This window comes from Metallumcola ferriviriculae, assembly GCF_035573695.1.
Taxonomy (GTDB): Bacteria; Bacillota; JADQBR01; order JADQBR01; family JADQBR01; genus Metallumcola; species Metallumcola ferriviriculae.
Genome location: NZ_CP121694.1, coordinates 2,918,031 through 2,937,979, shown reverse-complemented (window position 1 = coordinate 2,937,979; position 19,949 = coordinate 2,918,031). Strand labels below are relative to the sequence as shown.

The 19,949-nt window shown below is 46.3% G+C and carries 19 protein-coding genes and 1 riboswitch; of the genes, 18 read left to right on the top strand and 1 reads right to left on the bottom strand.

What is annotated here, in order from left to right; all coding sequences use genetic code 11:
* Positions 1-13: 13 nt before the first annotated feature.
* A riboswitch (Lysine riboswitch) is annotated at positions 14-199 on the top strand.
* A gap of 134 nt (positions 200-333) precedes the next feature.
* The 10 genes from lysA (at position 334) to MFMK1_RS14425 (ending at position 10,495) form a co-directional block, all read left to right on the top strand.
* Entirely contained in the window at positions 334-1,677 is a 1,344-nt protein-coding gene (gene lysA / locus MFMK1_RS14470; protein ID WP_366922397.1) for a diaminopimelate decarboxylase, read from the top strand.
* Between the two features lie 183 nt (positions 1,678-1,860).
* Positions 1,861-2,658, top strand: a complete 798-nt coding sequence (gene glnH, locus MFMK1_RS14465; protein WP_366922396.1) for a glutamine ABC transporter substrate-binding protein GlnH — start codon at positions 1,861-1,863, stop codon at positions 2,656-2,658.
* A gap of 155 nt (positions 2,659-2,813) precedes the next feature.
* Positions 2,814-3,470, top strand: a complete 657-nt coding sequence (locus tag MFMK1_RS14460) for an amino acid ABC transporter permease (protein ID WP_366922395.1) — start codon at positions 2,814-2,816, stop codon at positions 3,468-3,470.
* A 20-nt stretch (positions 3,471-3,490) separates the two neighbouring features.
* A complete protein-coding gene (locus MFMK1_RS14455) occupies positions 3,491-4,213 on the top strand; it encodes an amino acid ABC transporter ATP-binding protein (protein WP_366924956.1) in 723 nt (240 codons plus the stop codon).
* A 108-nt stretch (positions 4,214-4,321) separates the two neighbouring features.
* Positions 4,322-6,949, top strand: a complete 2,628-nt coding sequence (locus tag MFMK1_RS14450; protein WP_366922394.1) for a CBS domain-containing protein — start codon at positions 4,322-4,324, stop codon at positions 6,947-6,949.
* On the top strand, positions 6,950-7,570 hold the full coding sequence (locus MFMK1_RS14445) for a site-2 protease family protein (protein ID WP_366922393.1): 621 nt from the start codon (positions 6,950-6,952) through the stop codon (positions 7,568-7,570).
* Between the two features lie 22 nt (positions 7,571-7,592).
* Positions 7,593-8,579 (top strand): tryptophan--tRNA ligase, encoded by a 987-nt coding sequence (gene trpS / locus MFMK1_RS14440; protein ID WP_366922392.1) that lies wholly within the window; start codon positions 7,593-7,595, stop codon positions 8,577-8,579.
* Between the two features lie 11 nt (positions 8,580-8,590).
* Complete coding sequence (locus MFMK1_RS14435) at positions 8,591-9,352, top strand: segregation and condensation protein A (RefSeq protein ID WP_366922391.1); 762 nt, start codon at positions 8,591-8,593, stop codon at positions 9,350-9,352.
* Positions 9,352-9,912: an SMC-Scp complex subunit ScpB gene (scpB, locus tag MFMK1_RS14430; protein ID WP_366922390.1), complete on the top strand. Its 561-nt coding sequence runs from the start codon at positions 9,352-9,354 to the stop codon at positions 9,910-9,912. The genes MFMK1_RS14435 and scpB overlap by 1 nt, the downstream gene beginning before the upstream one ends.
* A gap of 64 nt (positions 9,913-9,976) precedes the next feature.
* On the top strand, positions 9,977-10,495 hold the full coding sequence (locus tag MFMK1_RS14425; protein WP_366922389.1) for a ferritin: 519 nt from the start codon (positions 9,977-9,979) through the stop codon (positions 10,493-10,495).
* Between the two features lie 161 nt (positions 10,496-10,656).
* Here MFMK1_RS14425 and MFMK1_RS14420 read toward each other — a convergent pair whose 3' ends face one another.
* Positions 10,657-12,093 carry an amino acid permease gene (locus MFMK1_RS14420; protein WP_366922388.1) on the bottom strand — a complete coding sequence of 479 codons (1,437 nt, stop codon included), beginning with the start codon at positions 12,091-12,093 and terminating at the stop codon, positions 10,657-10,659.
* Between the two features lie 153 nt (positions 12,094-12,246).
* Between MFMK1_RS14420 and MFMK1_RS14415 the strand changes: the two genes are divergently transcribed.
* From MFMK1_RS14415 to MFMK1_RS14380, 8 genes are all read left to right on the top strand, one after another.
* A complete protein-coding gene (locus MFMK1_RS14415) occupies positions 12,247-12,960 on the top strand; it encodes a DUF2953 domain-containing protein (RefSeq protein WP_366922387.1) in 714 nt (237 codons plus the stop codon).
* Positions 12,930-13,361 (top strand): GerW family sporulation protein, encoded by a 432-nt coding sequence (gene ytfJ / locus MFMK1_RS14410; protein ID WP_366922386.1) that lies wholly within the window; start codon positions 12,930-12,932, stop codon positions 13,359-13,361. The genes MFMK1_RS14415 and ytfJ overlap by 31 nt, the downstream gene beginning before the upstream one ends.
* A 213-nt stretch (positions 13,362-13,574) precedes the next feature.
* Positions 13,575-14,714 (top strand): D-alanyl-D-alanine carboxypeptidase family protein, encoded by a 1,140-nt coding sequence (locus MFMK1_RS14405; protein WP_366922385.1) that lies wholly within the window; start codon positions 13,575-13,577, stop codon positions 14,712-14,714.
* 205 nt (positions 14,715-14,919) lie between these two features.
* A complete protein-coding gene (locus tag MFMK1_RS14400) occupies positions 14,920-15,516 on the top strand; it encodes a nucleoside recognition domain-containing protein (protein ID WP_366922384.1) in 597 nt (198 codons plus the stop codon).
* 49 nt (positions 15,517-15,565) lie between these two features.
* Entirely contained in the window at positions 15,566-16,105 is a 540-nt protein-coding gene (locus MFMK1_RS14395; RefSeq protein ID WP_366922383.1) for a spore maturation protein, read from the top strand.
* A 257-nt stretch (positions 16,106-16,362) separates the two neighbouring features.
* Positions 16,363-17,130, top strand: coding sequence for an ABC transporter ATP-binding protein (locus tag MFMK1_RS14390; RefSeq protein WP_366922382.1), 768 nt, complete (start codon positions 16,363-16,365; stop codon positions 17,128-17,130).
* Positions 17,131-17,153: 23 nt separating this feature from the next.
* Positions 17,154-19,061: an AMP-binding protein gene (locus tag MFMK1_RS14385; RefSeq protein ID WP_366922381.1), complete on the top strand. Its 1,908-nt coding sequence runs from the start codon at positions 17,154-17,156 to the stop codon at positions 19,059-19,061.
* A gap of 2 nt (positions 19,062-19,063) precedes the next feature.
* On the top strand, positions 19,064-19,948 hold the full coding sequence (locus tag MFMK1_RS14380) for a branched-chain amino acid ABC transporter permease (protein WP_366922380.1): 885 nt from the start codon (positions 19,064-19,066) through the stop codon (positions 19,946-19,948).
* Position 19,949: the final 1 nt, after the last annotated feature.

Genomic DNA, 19,949 nt, shown 5'->3' with positions numbered 1-19,949 from the left:
CATCTCTTGATGGAGGTGAGGTAGAGGCGCGAATTAGCCATTACTACTATGAGTGAGGAGGGCACCTGTGATCTCATAGGAAAGGGGCATTCGCCGAAGTCCAAAAACCGCTGCTGTTTTTGGGCTGGGTCTACGCTTAATAGGTGTAGGACTGTCACTGGTAGCTGCCCTGGCTGTCCGGTGGAGAACTATCTCGCTTACCTGGGAAAGAGATGGGTGTTTCTATGTGCGCCATAATACGGCGGTGAGGAATGCTCACTGTCGTTTTTTGTTTTTTTAGAGATAATATTACATAGAGTATTGGTAAAATCATCAAAAAAGGAGAGGAACCAAATGAAATTTCATGGCACTATGAAGATTAATGACCTAGGACATCTGGAAGTGGGCGGCTGCGATACCGTAGACTTAGCCAAACGGTATGGCACACCCTTATATATTTTTGATGAGACGAAAATGCGGGCAACCTGCAGAGAATATTATAACGCTTTTACCGAAAAGTATCATAATGCCCAGGTTCTTTATGCCAGCAAGGCATTTTTAACTACGGCAGTCTGTCGTATTATTGAGGAAGAGGGTCTGGGTCTTGATGTGGTCTCCGGCGGTGAATTATATACAGCTCTTAAGGCCGGCTTTCCGATGGACAGAGTTTACTTCCATGGTAATAATAAGACGCCTGAAGAGCTGCGCATGGCTTTGGATAATGAAGTGGGCCGGATAGTGGTGGATAATTTTTATGAGTTGGAGATTTTGGATGCTTTGGCTCGGGAACGTCACTGCGTGCCGGAAGTACTACTGCGTATTACACCAGGTGTGGAAGCGCATACTCATGATTATATTAGGACCGGACAGATTGATTCTAAATTTGGTTTTACTTTACCCAACGGGCAGGCCTTGGAAGCGGTGAAAGCAGTCAAGGAAAAGCATGTTTCTTTTCGGGGAGTACACTGTCATATTGGTTCGCAAATATTTGAGATGGAATCCTATGTGCATGCAGTTGATGTAATGGTACAGTTTGTTGCTGACATTAAGCGGGAAACAGGATTAGCTGTTGAGGAACTTAATTTGGGCGGCGGCTTTGGTATTTATTATTCTGATGGTGACCAACCGGCAGCTGTTGAAGAATATGCCGACATGGTTATGGCTCGGGTGAAAGAGAAAACTGAGGAGTTTGAGCTATTATCCCCCCGGGTGTTGGTAGAACCTGGCCGGTCTATTGCCGGTCCTGCCGGCAGCACACTTTACACCATCGGCTCAGTCAAGGAAATACCCGGTGTTCGTAAGTATGTGGCTGTGGATGGCGGTATGACGGATAACATTCGCCCGGCTCTTTACCAGGCTAAGTACGAGGTTATCTTAGCCAATAAAGCTGATAGAGAATTGGAGCAAACAGTTTCGATTACCGGCAAATGCTGCGAATCCGGTGATATGCTTGCTTGGGACGTAGAACTGCCCCAAACTGAGGCCGGCGATCTCATGCTGATGCCCTGTACCGGCGCTTACGGCTATAGTATGGCCAATAATTATAACCGTCTTACCAAACCGGGGGCGGTATTGGTTAAAGACGGGCAGGCGGAATTAATAATTAAGGCCGAGACTTATCAGGACTTAATTCGTAACGATGTGATGCCGGAAAGATTGGCAAAAAAGAAAGAAGTTTGTCTTCAGTCTATTGGTTAGCAGACGGGCCTATACGGCCCTTTTAAGTTTTCTAGAAATTTTTTCAGTCGATTTTTAGAAAAAATCTGGACTGTATACAGTATTTATGATAATATACCTTCATTTACTTTTGTCATAGCATCGTGTATAATATAATATGATTATGATGTGGAGAGGCAGACAAATTTATGGAGGAGGAAGAATATGCGTAAGAGTAAGATATTGGTATTGTCAATTGTATTATTGTTGGGGGTTGGCCTTTTAGCCGGTTGCACAGGAGACGACGGTGGACAGGCAGGGGAACAACCGAAAGATAAGGCAGAAAAACTAGTTGTTGGTGTTGATACAAGCTTTGTACCTTTTGAATTCCGTAATGAAGAAACAGGTAATTATGAAGGTTTTGACATTGATATGTGGGCCGAAATTGCCAAGCGTTTGGAAGTAGACTATGAGTTAAGCCCCATGGATTTCAACGCTTTAATACCGTCTCTGCAGACGGATAAAATTGATGCAGCTATTGCGGGTATGACCATTAAGCCCGAACGTAGAGAGAAAGTTGACTTTTCCATGCCTTACTATGATTCCGGATTATTAATCATGGTTAGAGCCGATAATTCTGATATTCAGGGTAAAGAAGACCTAAAGGGTAAAGTGGTAGGAACAAAAACCGGTGCTACCAGCTATGATTTCGTAGCAAGTATTGACGGCGTGAAGAAAAACACTCCTTTCCCGAATATCACAGATGCTTACATGGCTTTAAGAAACGGTAATGTAGACGCTGCTGTCCATGATGCACCTAACGTGAAATATTATATTAAGACTGCTGGTGACGGCGAAGTTAAAACCGTTGGCAAATTAATGGAAGGTCAGTCCTACGGTATTGCTTTTCCTAAAGGCAGCGAATTAACTGCTCAGGTTGACGAAGCACTTCAGGCAATGAAAGATGACGGCACTTACAACGACATTTATGAAAAATGGTTCGGTAAACAACCGGAGAAATAGGTTTTATTAGTGTTTAAGGACCTTGCTATGATATGTGGATGATAAATTTATTCACGGATAAGTTGTTGGTTCTAACTGCAGTATAGAGCGTAACCCAGTGTTACGCTCTAACATTTATATGAGTAAAAGTGGTAAATATCCCCAGAGGTGATTTAATGGATTTGCAATTCAAGTATGTCGCTCAGGCCCTTCCGTTTTTATTAGCTGGAATGAAGCTTACTATTATTTTTACAGTGGGCGGCCTGGCTATAGGTTTTTTTCTAGGTGCTATTGTGGGCCTAGGCCGTACTGCCAAGAATAAATACGCCTTTTCGGCGGCAACAGTTTATGTAGAGGTAATTCGGGGCACGCCGATTCTGGTGCAAGCAATCTGGATTTATTATGCCATGCCGCAGTTATTGGGGCTAAATCTTGACATATTACCGGCCGGAATAACTGCGATTGCCATTAATTCCGGGGCCTACATTGCCGAGGTAGTGCGGGGTGCTATTGAGGGTGTGCCTAAAGGACAAAGAGAGGCGGGCAGGTCCCTGGGGCTTAACCATTACCACACTTTGTATCATATTATCTGGCCCCAAGCGTTTCGTCGCATGATTCCTTCGCTGGGTAATCAGTTTATTATCAGCTTAAAAGATACTTCACTGTTTACTATTATTGGTGCGGCAGAAATGACTAGGCAGGCGCAGATTAGTGTAGCGTCAAACTTCGCTTACTTTGAGATTTATTCACTATTGGCCGTATTATATTTGAGCTTAACAATTCCTATAACATTAATGCTGCGATATGTTGAGAGGAGGCTTGATGTAAATTGAGCCAATCGGATAAGGGTACAATTATAGAAGTTAAGGACTTACACAAAAATTTCGGTGAGCTTGAAGTGCTTAAAGGAATTACCGAACGCATTAAGGAGCAGGAAGTGGTATGTGTTATCGGGCCTTCCGGTTCCGGTAAGAGTACCTTTTTAAGATGCCTAAACATGTTAGAAGAAATCACTTCCGGTGAGGTAATTATTGACGGTTTCAATTTAACTGACCCTAAAACTAATATTAACAAAGTGCGGGCGGAGACCGGAATGGTGTTTCAGCAGTTTAACCTGTTTCCGCATATGACCGCTGTAGAAAACCTAATGTTAGCACCCACCAAGGTGCGGGGATTTTCCAAAGCTGAAGCCAAGGAAAAGGCTTTAGAGCTACTAGTTAAGGTTGGCCTTAGCGATAAGGCCGATGCTTATCCGGACAACCTTTCTGGTGGTCAGCAGCAGCGGGTAGCTATCGCTCGGGCTCTAGCCATGAATCCGGCAGTGATGCTTTTTGACGAACCCACTTCCGCATTAGACCCAGAATTGGTGGGTGAGGTGCTGGAGGTTATGAAGGATTTGGCCAAAGAGGGTATGACTATGGTAGTTGTTACCCACGAGATGGGCTTTGCCCGGGAAGTGGGGGATAGGGTGCTGTTCATGGACGAAGGGGTAATTGTCGAACAGGGTACTCCTGAGGATATATTCAGCAATCCAAAGAACAGCAGAACCCAGGATTTTCTCAGAAAAATATTGTAGCTCATGGCAGCACCCTTTGGGTGCTGCTTTTCTAATGTGCGCTTTTCTGGCCTCACCGCCGCTTTAATGATATAATCTAAGGCAGTATTTGGCTGTTCGGAGGGGTAAATGTTGCAATTAATTCTCTCTCATAGGAATATAGATTTTGATGGTTTGGCGGCCATGGTTGCCGCTAAGAAGCTTTTTCCCAAAGGGAAAATGGTACTGTCCGGTAAAGCCGGTCCGGCTGTGGCTGAGTTTTTGTCTCTTTATAAGGACAGCCTCCCTATTTTATTCGCTCATCAGGTGGAAAAGCAGCAGTTAGACCGGGTGGTTATTGTTGACACCAATACTCCAGAACGGCTGGGAGAAATGGAGTGGGCATTGGATTCCGCGCGGGAGGTGCTTGTCTATGACCATCACCCGTCACAAAAAGACGGTATTAAGGCCTACAGGCTCAAACAGGAGCAGATGGGTGCCGTTACCACGCTTTTAGTGGAAGAACTGGCAACCCAAGGTCAAAGTATCTCTGCATTTGAAGCCACCATATTTGCCTTGGGAATCTATCAGGATACCGGGGCTATGACTCATCCCGGAACTACACCTAGGGACGTTCGGGCAGTGGCACTGCTGCTTGACAAAGGGGCTAACTTATCAGTGGTGTCACGATTTATGGAACAGCATCTGGATGAGGCCCAACAGGGCTTGCTTAATAGTATGCTCAGTAATATTACTGAAGTAAGTATTAATGGCATTTTAATTTTGGTGAGCAAAGTAAAAGTGGAAGACTACATAGGTGGGCTCGCTTATCTTACCGCCAAACTACTGGAAATTACAGGCGTTAATTCTTTCATCTCCCTGGTGAAAATGGGCAAAAGGGTGCATCTGGTAGGGCGTACCAGCTTAGACTGTGTTCCGATGCATACCATTATGGCCGGGTTTGGCGGCGGCGGTCATCCAAAAGCGGCTGCCGCCACAGTGAAAAACGGCGACCCAGCCACCATCAACCAGCAATTGATAGAATTACTTCAACAAAATGTACGACCCCTAGTCACCGCGGCCGGAATTATGTCCTATCCAGTTAAAGTGCTGGCTCCTGATACAACTATCAAAGAGGCCGGTCGGATGATGCTGCGCTACGGACATTCGGGGCTGCCTATAAGGGAAGACGCCAAACTGGTCGGTATGGTCTCCCGCCGGGATGTGGATAAGGCATTGCATCATGGCTTAGGCCACGCGCCGGTGAAAGGATTTATGAGCAGGCAGGTTAAAGTGATTTCTCCGGACACGCCTTTACCGGAAATTCAGAGATTAATGGTCAGGTATGATGTGGGCCGACTGCCGGTAATGGCTGGAGAAAAAATAGTAGGTATTATCTCCCGAAGTGATATATTACGCACCATGCATGGTGATGGTTATGCGCATCCCTTTAATACACTTTACCAGGATCGGTGTGATTGGCAGACCATGCCGGATATACTTGACTTGCTGGGGGAGCAGTTAGAGGGAGAACAGTTAAAGCTGCTTGCAGGAATTGGTCGCTTGGCTGACGAAAATAATTGGGGTGCTTATTTGGTGGGAGGGTTCGTACGGGACCTGCTTCTGGGTGTACCCAATCTGGATTTAGATATAGTTGTGGTAGGCAGTGCCCCAAAATTAGCGGAAAAACTATCCGCTGAGTTTGGCGGTAACGTACGGGTGCATGAAAAATTTAATACCGCAACCGTACACTTGCCATCAGACATTAAGGTTGATTTTGCCACTGCTAGGAAAGAATTTTATGAGTATCCGGCAGCCTTGCCTACCATAGAGGAAACCAACTTAAGGGAAGATCTCTATCGGCGGGATTTTACCGTTAATGCTTTGGCAATCTGCCTCAATCGCGATGAATTTGGCCTGCTGATTGACTTTTTTTGCGGCTACAGTGATTTGGAAGAGCAGCGCATTAGATTACTGCATAACCTCAGTTTCATCGAAGATCCTACCCGTATATTACGGGCCGTGCGGTTTGAACAACGTTATCAATTTCAATTGGAACCACAAACTGCTCATGTATTAAGCAACGCTGTTGCTGAGGAAGCACTGAAAAACATTAGTCCAGACCGGGTATGGAATGAGTTAAAATTAATCTTTGCAGAAAACGACCCGGTGAAAAGTTTACGGCGGTTGGCGGAGCTGGGTATCTGGCCGCAGATTATTCCGGGGTTAGAATGGAAAAACTCTATACAAGAGTCCTTAAATAAAGTAATTCCGGTGATCACCGCAGTAGCAGACATTACTGGGGTTTCGTTAGAGCGATGGTTGGTTTTTCTCACTGTTATTTTACGAGAAACCGATGAAACTAGTGCGGTTGCATGGCTAGACCAGCTTTCGATTACCAAAGAACAGCGCAGTTCCTTAAAGCGCTGTTTAGAGGAGGATTCTGCAGCCATGCTGCAGGACTTGGAAACACCGGGGCCGGGTGAACTGCATAAGTTATTAAAGGATTGCTCTCCATTAGGGATGGCACTAATTCTTTTATTTATAAAAGGACAAGTGGAACAAAATGTCTATCAATACTTTCGGCTGCGCACACGGCTGCCGCAACTGCTTAAAATGGATGGGAAGGTGCTTGGAAAGATGGGTATTGAGCCCGGGCCTGTGTACGGCAAGGTCTTATTTGCTTTGGAGGCCGCAGTGCTTGAGGGGAAAGTAGAGACTGTTCAGGACCAGCAGCGGTTTGTTCGTAACTGGTTGGAAAGTAAAGGAGTGTTGTAAATGCACAGTATGGATATCAACTCATTGTTGGCAGCAATCCCAGCTATTCTTATTGCCATTGTCTTTCATGAATATGCCCATGGAAAGGTAGCCTATATGCTAGGGGATCCAACCCCCAAGTATCAAAAACGGCTGACTTTAAACCCGCTTAATCACCTTGATCCTTTAGGTGCCTTGATGTTTATTGTTGTAGGATTTGGCTGGGCTAAACCGGTTCAGGTCAATCCATTCCACTTTCGCGGCGACCGGCGTAAGGGAATGATGATGGTAAGTCTGGCCGGGCCGGTCATGAATCTGGTTTTGGCTTATCTGGGGGCTGTAGGCCTGCAGCTATTTGGCACTAGTAACTGGTATGTGGGCAGTTTTTTTCAGTCAGTGGTTCTTTATAATATAGTACTGGCAGTATTTAATCTCATACCGGTACCGCCTTTGGACGGATCAAAGATACTCGCCGGGCTTCTGCCTGCCGGTCAGGCCCACATAATGCAGAATCTGGAGCGATATGGAACGATGATTTTGCTGCTGTTGTTGTTTACCGGAATAATCGGCCGGATTTTGTGGCCTGTAGTTCAAGTTATTTATAGTTCCTTTATGTATTTGAGCAGCTTTGCCCTATTATAATAACTGACAGAGAGGTGTTTGTATGAGCAAGGGAAGGATTTTTAGCGGTATGCGTCCCACCGGGAAACTGCATATTGGTCATTTGAGTGTCATTGAAAACTGGGTGCGTCTCCAGGAAGAGTATCAATGTTTTTTTGCACCAGTTGATTGGCATGCTTTGACTACCGGCTATGAAGATACAGCAGGCATCAAGGAAGATACACGAGAAATGGTTATTGATTGGCTTAGTGCCGGTCTGGATCCGGAAAAAAGTACTATCTTTGTTCAGTCTCACGTCAAGGAACACGCGGAGCTGCATTTGCTTCTGTCCATGACCACGCCATTATCCTGGCTTGAACGCTGTCCTACTTATAAAGAGCAGCTGCAGCAGTTGGGCGCGGGCAGGGATATCCGTACTTATGGTTTTCTTGGTTATCCGGTGTTGATGGCGGCAGACATTTTGGTTTATCGGGCCGATACCGTTCCAGTAGGCGAAGACCAATTACCGCATCTGGAACTGGCTCGTGAAATAGTGCGCCGCTTCAATCATCTGTATGATAGCCAAGTTTTCCCCGAGCCCCAGCCAAAGCTGGCGAAAATATCCATGCTGCCCGGTATAGATAAGCGCAAAATGAGCAAGAGTTATGACAATGACATAGCCATTAGCAGCAATGCTGAGGAACTGTGGGAAAAGGTACGCCTAATGATTACCGATCCTGCCCGGGTGAGAAAGACTGACCCCGGCGATCCGGAAGTGTGCGTGGTGCACACCTATAATAAGATTTATAACGATGAAGAAGTAGAAGAAAGAATTGCGCAATGTCGTACCGCCGGCATTGGCTGCATTAATTGCAAACGGCGTTTGGCAGATAAGATGATCGAAAGCCTTAATCCCATTTGGGAGCGTCGGGCACAGCTTGAAAATAACCCCGGGATTGTTGAGGAAATATTGACTGCTGGAGCCGATAAGGCCCGAAAACAAGCGGCGGAAACCTTACGCGTTGTGCGAGAGGTAATGAACATCGGTTAGGCGGGGAGCAGATGAGCTATAAAATTGATATTGAGGTGTTTCAGGGGCCCTTTGACCTATTATTTCACCTCATTGATAAGAATGAGATTGACATCTACGACATTCCTATTGCCCGGATTACTGATCAATATCTCCATTACCTGCAGTCCATGGGACAAATGGATTTGGAGGTTACCAGTGAGTTCTTGGTAATGGCGGCTACTCTTTTGTCTATTAAGGCCAAAATGCTGCTGCCCAAACCTCCCAAGGAAGAGGAAGAAGAGGATGAGGGCCTGGACCCTAGGGACCAGTTGGTGGAAAGGCTGTTGGAGTACAAGAAGTTTAAACTGGTGGCAGAATACTTAAAAGAAAGGGAAGAAGCGGCAGGCAGAGTTTTTACCAGGCCGGTTGATGTGGAAGAAATGGCCAGCGCATTTGTCGGCAACGATAATCCGTTGCAGGATGTGGAAATGGCCGACCTTTTGGACGCTTTGGCTCAAGTACTGGAGAAGATGCCTGATGAAGAGCCTATAACCAAGGTTCACCGTGCGGAAATAACCATTCGCGATAAAGTGAAAGAAATCCGTGGACGGCTCAGATTCAACCCCAATGGGATAATATTCGCCGAACTATTTCGTCCCGGGGTGTCCCGGGTAGAAGTAGTGGTGACATTTTTGGCTTTGCTGGAAATTATTCGTAGCGGAAACATACTAGTTCGTCAGCGGCGAAATTTTGCTGAAATAGCCATCTATTCCAGGGAAGATACCGACAAAGATGACGGGGGAGAGGCATAGTGCTATTTTCGGAAACTCTATTGGCTGCGTTAGAATGCTTACTCTTTGTTGCCGCAGAACCATTATCAATAAAAAATCTGGCTAATATACTAGAGACCAAAGAAAAGGATACTGAGGAACTGCTGGATTCGTTGGCCCGTAAATATAATGATAAAGAAAGCGGCATCCAATTAGTACGCTTAGCCGGCGGTTACCAGCTTTGCACCCGGCCGGAATTTTCCGGGTATATCGAGAAATTATATAAGCCCCAGGCCCATGCTCTGTCTCGGGCTGCGTTGGAGACTCTAGCCATTGTGGCTTATCGCCAACCAATTACCAGGGCTGAAATGGAACAGATACGCGGAGTTAAAGTGGATGGTGTGGTCAACACGCTGATGGAAAAGAAGTTAATCCAGGAAATTGGTCGCAAGGAGGGGCCGGGCAGGCCAATTCTTTATGGCACCAGCGGTCAATTCTTACAGTACTTTGGCCTCGACGATTTGGAAGACCTGCCTGACCCGGAAAAATTTCTCGATAAGGCTGCCGTAGAGGAAGCAGCAGCTTCCCAGGGAAGTGATTAGTTGGCATAATATTTTCGCAGTGGGGCAATTTAATCGATACTAATTAATCTTCGGGGGCGATATTGTGTTTTCGGGAAAACTACTCAACGAACTAAATGAGCAGATTAAATGGGAGTTTTATTCTGCTCAGTACTACCTTGCTATGGCAGCGTACTGTGCTTCAGAAGATCTGCGGGGCTTCGAAAATTTCTTTTTGGTACAGGCCGAAGAAGAACGTTTTCATGCCATGAAGTTCTACAATTTCATTAATGAAATGGGCGGCCGGGCAATTATGAAGGGGTTTGAAGACCCCAATAATGAATTTTCTACGGTCACAGAGGTGTTTCAGGCGGCATTAAAGCATGAACAGTTTGTCACCCAGCGTATTTATAAGCTGATGGATTTGGCAACCGAGGAAAGAGAGCATGCAACTATTAGTGTCTTAAAGTGGTTTATTGACGAACAGGTGGAAGAAGAGTCCACCATGAACGGTATTGTCAAGAAACTGCAGCGTTTTGGCGAGGATGGCTCAGGCATTATGATGCTTGACAATGAATTGTCTCAGCGCGCCTTTACCCCTCCGGTGTCCGACCCCAGCATATAGCATGGTCGGTCGTAAAGGAGAGTATATTATTACCATTCTTGTTGCACCTGGCGTTATGGAGGAAGGCACTGCTTCTGTCACAATGGGAGTGGAGCCCGTAGTTGATTAAGCAGTTAGACAAATAAGAAACCGGCCGCCATTAGCGCGGCCGGTTTTACTTTTTATTGCTTATCTGCATTTATTTGTGAGGATGCTTCCGCTGCATCGGACCGGTCTGGGTCCCTATCTGTCACCAACGGCTTGGCTGACACCATATCCTTAAGCCCGATACCTTCGGGCAGCGCTTTAAAAATTAGGTAACTGACTGCATAGAACGCTAAAAATACTAAGCCGGCGAATAGTCCGGAACCTTGACCCGGGATTAATGGCATGGTTACGGTGACAATTACCAAGCCGGCGATAGCCGCCCAAGCAGTATAGGGAAAACCCACTAACTGACAGTGCCCTATGGGAGGGCAGCCGTTTTTAGCACGGAATTTGTAGTGAGTCAACATTATGATAATGTAGGCAAAAAGCAGGGAGAAGCCACCCGAGCTGACCAGGAAGATATAAATACTCTTTGGCAAAAAAAATGAAAGACTGACGCCGCCCAACATGGAAGCACCGGAAAAGAGTATGCCCCGATAAGGAACATCACCCTTATCAATCAAAAATGCCGGTGCATTACCTGTGTCCGCCAGGGAACGAACCATTCTGCCCAGTCCAAACGTGGCAGCCAGCATGGTGGATAGTATGGCAGTTACTAGAACAATATTGATTGACCCGGCCGCAACTCCTAAACCTACGGCATTTAGGGCGGCGACCAAAGGGCTAACACTTTCTGTCAGTCCTGCCGTTGGCACCAAAGGCAGCAGTGTAAACATTACCGCAATATATAACCCTGCCAGGCCTATCACAGTGTAGATGATGGCCTTCGGAATCACCTTGTGGGGGTTTTTAACCTCCGAAGCGGCCAAGCCAATAATTTCAAATCCGGCATAACTAAAGAGCACAATCAGCATACTGCCCGCCACCCCGCCTATCCCGTTGGGCAGTAAGGGCTCCTGCGTTATCGCACCCAATCCCACCGGCAGCTTACCGGGAAACAATCCTACTATTAATGCCGCGGCGATGCCTACGAAACCCACCAATGCAGCCAATTTTATCGCAGCCAGACCGCTTTCAAGTTGGCTCAAAGTCTTGGCACCCAACAAATTTAATGAAGTCACCGATACCACAATGGCGATGGCTAATACCGGCAACGACAGCTGTGGTATCCAGGCCCGGATAAATACCGATGCAGCTGTTGCCTCGCTGGACATGGCCAACACAAGGCCGGTCCAGTAAACCCACCCCACTATAAACCCCAGCCAGGGCCCAAAGGCCTGTTCCGCATGGGTCCTGAATGAACCGGTATGGGGATTTGCCACAGTCATTTCTGACAGTGCGGAAAGGATAATATAAACTAAAATACCTCCAATTACATAGGAAATAAATATTGCCGGTCCGGCGGCCTTTATGGCTATAGCCGACCCAAGAAAAAAACTTCCTCCTACTACAGTACCCAATGCCAGCATGGTTAATTGCCAGGCACTCAATCCGCTGCTACGATGATTCATAGTGAGGCCTCCTTGACTTGCGATACGTATATTCATTATTATTAACATCATCAGCCGAATAAATGAGCTAAAAGCTATTTATAGTTGTTAAATGAATAGATGACACTGCTTTAGTGGAAATATAAGGATAAAACATTGGTCAGGAGCTTGTAAATGTTTAAGTATTATCTATTTTTTTATCCGCTGATAGTGTTAGCCGTTTTCACAATACCTGTCACAGTGCGCTTTATGTACAACCGCCACCGGGCCGATGATCATTTAATGGTCTATTGGCGTCCTTTTGGTTTAATTCCCCTAGGGAAATTAGAAATACCGGTAATTACGTTACATTTTGAAGGATTGCAACCGATAGTGGAATTATTAGGGGAACTGGAAGCTATTCACCAGCGCCCGATAATTAAAAAGAATTTGAAAATCCGTAGTAAAAGCCTGCCTTGGTATAAACTACCAAAAATAATTAGTATTACACCTGAAGTTGGCGTAGCTATGTATAAGGTTATCTACATTAACAAAAAACTTATGAGGAATATTCGCTGCAAAAAACTTTACTGGCAGACGGAATTTGGTTTTCGGGATGCTTCACTTACCGGCTTGACTGCCGGTAGTTTATGGGCTTTTAAAAATATGGTGTACCAGTTTATGGCGAGTAATATGAAAATGAATCCTCGCAAAGATACCCTCGAAGTGCTGCCAAACTTTGAGCGGCCTGGATTCCAGCTTGACTTTGACTGCATAGTGTCTATGCGTTTAGGTCATATTATTATTGCAGGTTCGCGTGTTATGCTATTAGTAATTTCTTTAGCTATGAAGACGGTACAAATGAAAGGGGTGAAGGCATGGCAGAAGATCATCCAATTAAATCATTGATGCAGACAGCCATGGAAAGTATCAAGGAAATGGTTGACGTGAACACAATTATCGGCGACCCGGTGGAAACACCACATGGCGTCGTGATAATTCCAGTGAGTCGCGTATCTTGTGGTTTTGCCGCCGGCGGCGGCGAGTACCAACAAGAGCAGGGTAACGGCGGCAAGGATGCTCAGTTGCCCTTTGGCGGTGGCAGCGGTGCAGGTGTGTCAGTTCAGCCAATGGGATTTTTAGTGGTTAATAATGATGAGGTCCGGTTGCTGCCGGTGGATAGCAACGTTATGGTAGACCGGCTTATTGATATGGCCCCTAAGGTATTAAACCAGATACAATCTATGATGGGGGGCAAACAAAAGTCCGAACTAGATGACCAAGAGCACAGTCTTCAGGGTGGAGTCTAATCATCGGTGATCTAGCGCAAATAAATTTATCACCAATAACTTGACAAAAAGGTGCCTGGCACGATTATGGTTAACTTGTCAAGTTATTGGTAATTTTCTGTTTAAAACGACAAAAACTCGCAGGTTTAACTGCAGGGAAGCACATAGAAAATGTGGAATAGTTAAGTGTTAACACTGCGTTTGGACATTGGGCGGCATCGAGGAGTTGACTGCATGAAGTTAAACTGTCATCGGGTTTTAAGTCTGGTTATCTTTATTCTCTACATATTACTTCTTCCTGTTAGCGCTGTCGCGCAACCTAGAATTAATGGACAGGCGGCAGTTTTGATGGATTTAGATTCGGGTCGAGTATTATACGCAATGAACGTCCATCAGCGTCTGCCGCAGGCCAGCACCACCAAGATTACCACCGCTATTTTAGCAATTAAGGGGGGAGATCTGGACCGGAAGGTACATATCAGTGTCGGCGCAGCTGCCACCGGAGAATCATCTATGGGTCTTAGGAACGGAGAGGTACTGCGGCTCCGGGACTTACTTTATGGAATGCTGCTATTATCCGGCAATGATGCGGCAGTCGCTACAGCAGAGGCAGTGGCAGGTTCTGAGAAAGAATTTGTGAAGATGATGAACGATTATGCTGCTGAGGTTGGCGCAGAGGATACGCACTATACAAACCCCCATGGTCTACACTCGCCGGACCATTATTCATCGGCCTATGACCTGGCATTATTGGCCCGAGAGGGTTTCAAGCTGCCTGAATTTCGGCGGATCATTGCTTTGCCGGAAGCAGAGGTAAAACGTCAGAGCCGTACACAGCTGATGAAAAATATAAACCGGCTGCTGACCGGCGATGAAGAATATTATTCTTTTGCTAACGGAGTAAAGTCAGGTTACACTACCCCCGCAGGAAATTGCCTGGTTAGTTCTGCTGCCAAAAACGGCTGGACATTGGTGGCCGTGGTGTTAAACGCTCGCGATGTTTATGGCGAAAGTAAAAAGCTGCTGGAATGGGGCTTTAATACTTTCAACCGTACACCGGTGCTGCAACCGGGTAAGTTTATCCGGGATATTAAGGTTGAAGGCGGCCGCAAGGATTTAGTTGCTGTAGTTACCGGCGGTACGCTGTCCGTGCCTTTACTGGACGGTGAAAAGAAAGAATTGGAACAGCGGGTGGTCCTGCCTGATACGGTAACAGCTCCGGTAGAGGAAGGGGAATGGTTAGGGGAAATTCGCCTCTTTATGGATGATACTCGGGTGGCGACAGTGGACTTGGTTGCCGGAAGCACAGTCAAAAGGCGGTCCCTGCTGACTTCCATTTGGCAGTCCCTGATAGCCATCCTGACCTTTCATTAATGCACCATTAGCCAGTGAAGGACAAGGTTTACCAATGTAAGCAACTGCGACGCGTTTGCGCAGGTACAACCCCGTCCATGGCACTTGCAATAAGCCCATTAGGGGCTTATTTTTTGTGTATAAAAACGCGTATTTTCGCAGCTTGTTCTAAACAGCTTGTATTTATCATAGTTTTTCTTATAGGACTTGCTGAGGAGTGAGATCGATGGTTAATATCATCTGGCTGGCACTTTTGGTATCCGGCATCGCTGTGGCGGGAATAAACGGGCGCATCGAAGTAGTTACTAAGGCCGCTATGGATTCTGCCCAGGCCGGGGTAAACATTGCTATCGAAATAATTGGCATAATGGCGCTTTGGCTGGGTATTATGCGGGTGGCACAAGAATCAGGCATGATTAATTTTTTAGCTAGAATTGTCTGTCCGATTACCAGATTTCTATTTCCGCAGGTACCCCAGGACCATCCGGCCATGGGAGCCATTATTATGAATATCAGTGCCAACATCCTGGGTTTGGGAAATGCAGCCACACCCTTTGGTCTCAAGGCGATGCAGGAACTGCAGGAATTGAATGATTCGCCTGATGAGGCTAGTGCCGCCATGTGTACCTTCTTGGCCATAAATACCTCATGTATTACCCTGATACCGGCCACTATCATCGGTATCAGGGTGGCTTCGGGTTCGGCTAATCCTACAGAAATCGTCGGCCCTACGATTTTTGCCACTGCCACCGGCACCATTGTAGCGGTAACGGCTGATAAAATTCTGCGTTCCCGGTATAAACGTAAATACGGCAAAGATTAGTGCCTGGGTTTTCTGTTTGAAGCAACATTAAAAGGGGGCTTAAGTCTTTATGCTACTGTCCATAGTATCCGAGGTTTCTCGCTGGGCCATACCCTTTCTGCTTCTTGTCATTCCGGTGGCCGGCTTCTTTAGGGGGGTAAAGGTCTATGAGTCATTCGTTGAAGGAGCGGAAGAAGGGTTTGAAACAGCCGTTCGTATCATTCCCTTCTTGGTTGGTATGCTTGTGGCTATCGGTGTTTTTCGGGCATCAGGCGCAATGGCTTATTTTGTTAAGTTCATTAATCCTATTATGATGTTAATCGGCGCGCCGGGAGAAGTGCTGCCCCTAGCTGTGATGCGGCCGTTATCAGGGGGTGGCGCTTTGGGCATTGCTACTGAACTAATCGGCGCCCATGGGCCAGACAGTTTTATTGGGCGGCTTGCTTCAACCATGCAGGGTAGTACCGATACGACATTTTATGTTTTGACGGTTTACTTCGGTTCTGTAGGGATTCGACGTTACCGCTATGCAGTTACCTTGGGCTTAATCGCGGACATCACCGGATTATTGGCATCGGTTTTTATCATTAACCTGCTATTCGGCGGTTAATGGCTGTGGCGAATTTCTTACTGAACGGTAGGATAAAAGATTAAAAGACCGATTTTAAAGAGTGACCGGTAGGGTCACTCTTTTTAAGGTGCCGGTCAGCAGATATTTGTCACTTAACCCCCACTGAGATTGCCTTTTAAACAGTTTACACCGAAAATATTCCGTTTGCGGTAAGTTCGTTTACACTCCCACAAACCGACAGTAGAATAAGTACTGACAATAGTAATGTGAAAATTCAGAAAAAAGGAGGGGTGTCGGTGATACAGCTGGAGATTGATCGGGTGTCACTACATTTTGGCGGGGTCTCCGCCTTGACCAATGTCAGCACTCAAGTGAGGAAGGGGGACATTTTCGCCATCATTGGGCCAAACGGTGCTGGTAAAACCAGTCTACTAAACTGTATTAGCGGGCTTTATCGACCCACTACAGGCAAAATTTCTTTTGAAGGCACAGAGGTTACCCATATGGCCACTCACCAACGAGCCAATCTGGGTATAGCCCGAAGTTTCCAAAATATTGAATTATTTTCCCATATGACCGTATTGGATAATTTAATGCTGGGGCGCCATATCAAAATGAAAAGCGGCATAATTGCCGGTGGGCTTTATTGGGGGAAGACCCAGCGGGAAGAAGTGGTTCATCGGCGGGTAGTTGAGGAAATAATTGATTTTCTGGAAATTGAGAATATTCGGCGGAAAAAAGTGGGTATGTTAGCTTATGGTTTGCAAAAAAGAGTGGAACTGGGGCGAGCCCTGGCGCTGGAACCATCGTTATTGCTTTTGGATGAACCTATGGCAGGAATGAACAGTGAGGAAAAGGAAGACATGGCCCGTTTCATTTTGGACATTTCCGAAGAAAAAGGCACCACAATCATTCTCATTGAGCACGACATGGGTGTGGTAATGGATATCTCCGATCGGGTGGTGGTCCTGGATTTCGGCCAGAAAATTGGCGATGGGGCACCGGATGAGGTACAGCGTAATCCTAAGGTAATTGAGGCATATCTTGGGCAGGAAGCGGTTTGATGGGGCGAGAGGGGGCTAGTGTAATGCAGGCAGATACTTTACCTAAGCTGTTGCTTGGAAATGGCAGGCGATATGGAAAAAAAAGAAGTGCTCTCAGGGAAAAAGAGTTTGGCATTTGGCAAAGCGTTAGTTGGGATCGTTACGTGGAGGCGGTCAAGGAATTTGCTCTGGGACTTTACAAATTAGGGTTTCGCCGCGGGGACAAATTAGCCATTATCGGCGATAATCGCCCGGAATGGATCTATGCTGAATTGGCGGTCCAGTCTTTAGGCGGCATTTCTATTGGATTATATCAGGACTCCCAGTCAAAGGAAGTTAGTTATATTCTCAACCATTCCGAGGCTATGTTCGTGGTGGTAGAGGATCAGGAGCAGGTAGACAAGATATTAGAAATCCGTGAAGAGGTCCCTAATATCCGTAAGGTTATCTATTATGACCCACGTGGGTTACGGAATTATTCTGAAGATATTTTATTATCCTTTCCCGATGTACAAGAAATAGGACATGAGTACGCAGGAAAAAATTCCGCGTTTTTTGAACGGGAGGTGGGTAAAGGCCAAGGAGCCGATGTGGCTATCATCTGCTACACTAGCGGCACCACCGGTTTTCCAAAGGGAGCGATGCTTACCCACGATAATCTGATCAACATGGCTGCTAACCTGACTGGAGTGGACCCAATTAATGAAAAGGATGAATTCGTTTCCTTCTTACCCTTAGCCTGGATAGGCGAACAGATGACTGGGGTAGCGGCATCATTAATGCGCGGCTTTACCGTTAATTTCCCTGAAGAACCGGAGACGGTCAACGACAACATTCGGGAAATCGGACCCCATGTTATGTTCTCGCCACCGCGGATTTGGGAAGATATCGTCTCCCGTATCCAGGTGCAGATCGAGGATAGCAGCTGGTTGAAGAAAAAGCTTTACCACTTTTTCATGCCGCTGGGTTATCGGGTGGCGGACTGCCGCTTTAACAAAGAGCCTGTGCCCTTATGGCTGCGGTTTATGCACGGGTTAGGTGAATTTATGGTTTTTAGTGCGATCAAAGATCATTTCGGTTTACTGCGGCTGCACCGCGGTTATACAGGGGGAGCGGCCCTTGGGCCGCAGGTTTTCCGCTTCTATCATGCGCTGGGAGTAAATCTGAAGCAGATTTACGGTCAAACAGAAGTGTCGGGTATTGCTGTGGTCCATCACGACGGTGATGTCAAGTATCACAGCGTGGGCCGTCCCATTCCCGGCACTGAAGTAAAGATTTCAGCCGAAGGGGAGATACAGATCAAGAGCTCTAGCGTTTTCACTGGCTATTACAATAATGAAGACGCAACCAAGGAAGCTCTTACCGACGGTTGGCTGCACACTGGTGATGCCGGCTATATTGACGACAATGACCATCTGGTGGTAATTGATCGGGTGAAATACGTACTTACCACTAAGGAAGGTGAGATATTCTCACCTCAATACATCGAAAACAGTCTCAAATTCAGCATGTATATTAAAGAAGCAGTGGTTATTGGTAAAGACCGTCCTTATGTGGTGGGCATTATCAATATTGATTTTTCCAATACCGGTAAATGGGCGGAAAATAATCAGCTGACTTATACTACTTACACGGATTTGACCCAGAAGGAAGAAGTACTGGAATTAGTAAGTAAAGAAGTGATAAGGGTGAATGAGGAACTTCCTCCTGCTGCGCGGATACGTAAGTTTGTACTGCTGCATAAGGAATTTGATGCTGATGACGAGGAATTAACCCGTACCAAGAAAATTCGACGGGGTTACGTGGAAGAAAAATATGCTGTGTTGATAGATGCTTTGTACGGCGGTGACGATACCATCAAGGTCAAAGATAAGGTCAAATACCGGGATGGCCGGCAAACCGTGGTGGAAACCGCTTTGGCAGTAATACTTATGGACATGGAGGTGGCATAACAATGGTGTTTTTAATGCAACTGGTTGTCACCGGTTTGGTGGTAGGCGCGGTTTATGCCATGGTGGCTTTGGGTTTCGTCCTAATTTATAAGTCTAGTGACGTGATTAACTTTGCCCAAGGAGAGCTGCTGTTGGTTGGTGCGTATATTTGTTTGACCTTGGTAAATGTGTACCATATGCCCTTCTTAGTGGCATTATTGATCTCTATTGCCGTCAGCTTCCTATTGGGCATTATTATTGAAAGAACAATACTACGTTCCTTTATTAATGAGCCGGTAATTTCGGTAATTATGGTCACTCTTGGTCTATCCAGTGCCATGAGAGGATTAATCCAGGTTATCTGGAGTACTGATACTAGGACATTTCCGGAGATTTTTCCCACAGCACCGGTAAATATCGGTCCGGTTGTGGTTTCCCAGGTTTATTTATGGTCCTTGTTTGTCAGTCTGGTCATGCTGGTGGCCTTTTCGTTATTTTTTAAATATTCCCATATGGGTATAGCCATGCGGGCTACCGCTGATGACCAACAGGCAGCATTATCCATGGGAATCAGCGTAAAATTAATTTTTGCCGCTACGTGGGCCATTGCTGCAGTAGTTGCCGGCATTGGCGGCATCCTTCTGGGTAACATCAATGGTGTAAATTCGTCTCTTAGCCATATCGGCCTGACGGTCTTGCCTGTAGCCATTTTGGGAGGCCTGGATAGTATTCCCGGGGCAATCGTAGGCGGCTTGATTATCGGCGTTCTCGAAAGCCTTTCCGGTGGTTACCTGGACCCGCTGTTGGGCGGCGGTGTCAAAGAAGTGGCACCCTTTGTAGTTTTGGTGCTGATTTTGATGATTAAACCCTACGGGCTGTTTGGCAAAGAGATCATAGAAAGGGTGTAAA

Excerpts from the sequence above, each read along its gene's own strand:
- MFMK1_RS14415 (WP_366922387.1), top strand. The coding sequence starts at position 12,247 with ATGTTTAAGTATTATCTATTTTTTTATCCGCTGATAGTGTTAGCCGTT.
- MFMK1_RS14445 (WP_366922393.1), top strand. The coding sequence starts at position 6,950 with ATGCACAGTATGGATATCAACTCATTGTTGGCAGCAATCCCAGCTATT.
- MFMK1_RS14450 (WP_366922394.1), top strand. The coding sequence starts at position 4,322 with ATGTTGCAATTAATTCTCTCTCATAGGAATATAGATTTTGATGGTTTG.
- MFMK1_RS14420 (WP_366922388.1), bottom strand. The coding sequence starts at position 12,093 with ATGAATCATCGTAGCAGCGGATTGAGTGCCTGGCAATTAACCATGCTG.
- trpS (WP_366922392.1), top strand. The coding sequence starts at position 7,593 with ATGAGCAAGGGAAGGATTTTTAGCGGTATGCGTCCCACCGGGAAACTG.
- ytfJ (WP_366922386.1), top strand. The coding sequence starts at position 12,930 with ATGGCAGAAGATCATCCAATTAAATCATTGATGCAGACAGCCATGGAA.
- MFMK1_RS14460 (WP_366922395.1), top strand. The coding sequence starts at position 2,814 with ATGGATTTGCAATTCAAGTATGTCGCTCAGGCCCTTCCGTTTTTATTA.
- glnH (WP_366922396.1), top strand. The coding sequence starts at position 1,861 with ATGCGTAAGAGTAAGATATTGGTATTGTCAATTGTATTATTGTTGGGG.
- MFMK1_RS14405 (WP_366922385.1), top strand. The coding sequence starts at position 13,575 with ATGAAGTTAAACTGTCATCGGGTTTTAAGTCTGGTTATCTTTATTCTC.
- MFMK1_RS14400 (WP_366922384.1), top strand. The coding sequence starts at position 14,920 with ATGGTTAATATCATCTGGCTGGCACTTTTGGTATCCGGCATCGCTGTG.
- MFMK1_RS14385 (WP_366922381.1), top strand. The coding sequence starts at position 17,154 with ATGCAGGCAGATACTTTACCTAAGCTGTTGCTTGGAAATGGCAGGCGA.
- MFMK1_RS14380 (WP_366922380.1), top strand. The coding sequence starts at position 19,064 with ATGGTGTTTTTAATGCAACTGGTTGTCACCGGTTTGGTGGTAGGCGCG.
- MFMK1_RS14395 (WP_366922383.1), top strand. The coding sequence starts at position 15,566 with ATGCTACTGTCCATAGTATCCGAGGTTTCTCGCTGGGCCATACCCTTT.
- lysA (WP_366922397.1), top strand. The coding sequence starts at position 334 with ATGAAATTTCATGGCACTATGAAGATTAATGACCTAGGACATCTGGAA.
- MFMK1_RS14435 (WP_366922391.1), top strand. The coding sequence starts at position 8,591 with ATGAGCTATAAAATTGATATTGAGGTGTTTCAGGGGCCCTTTGACCTA.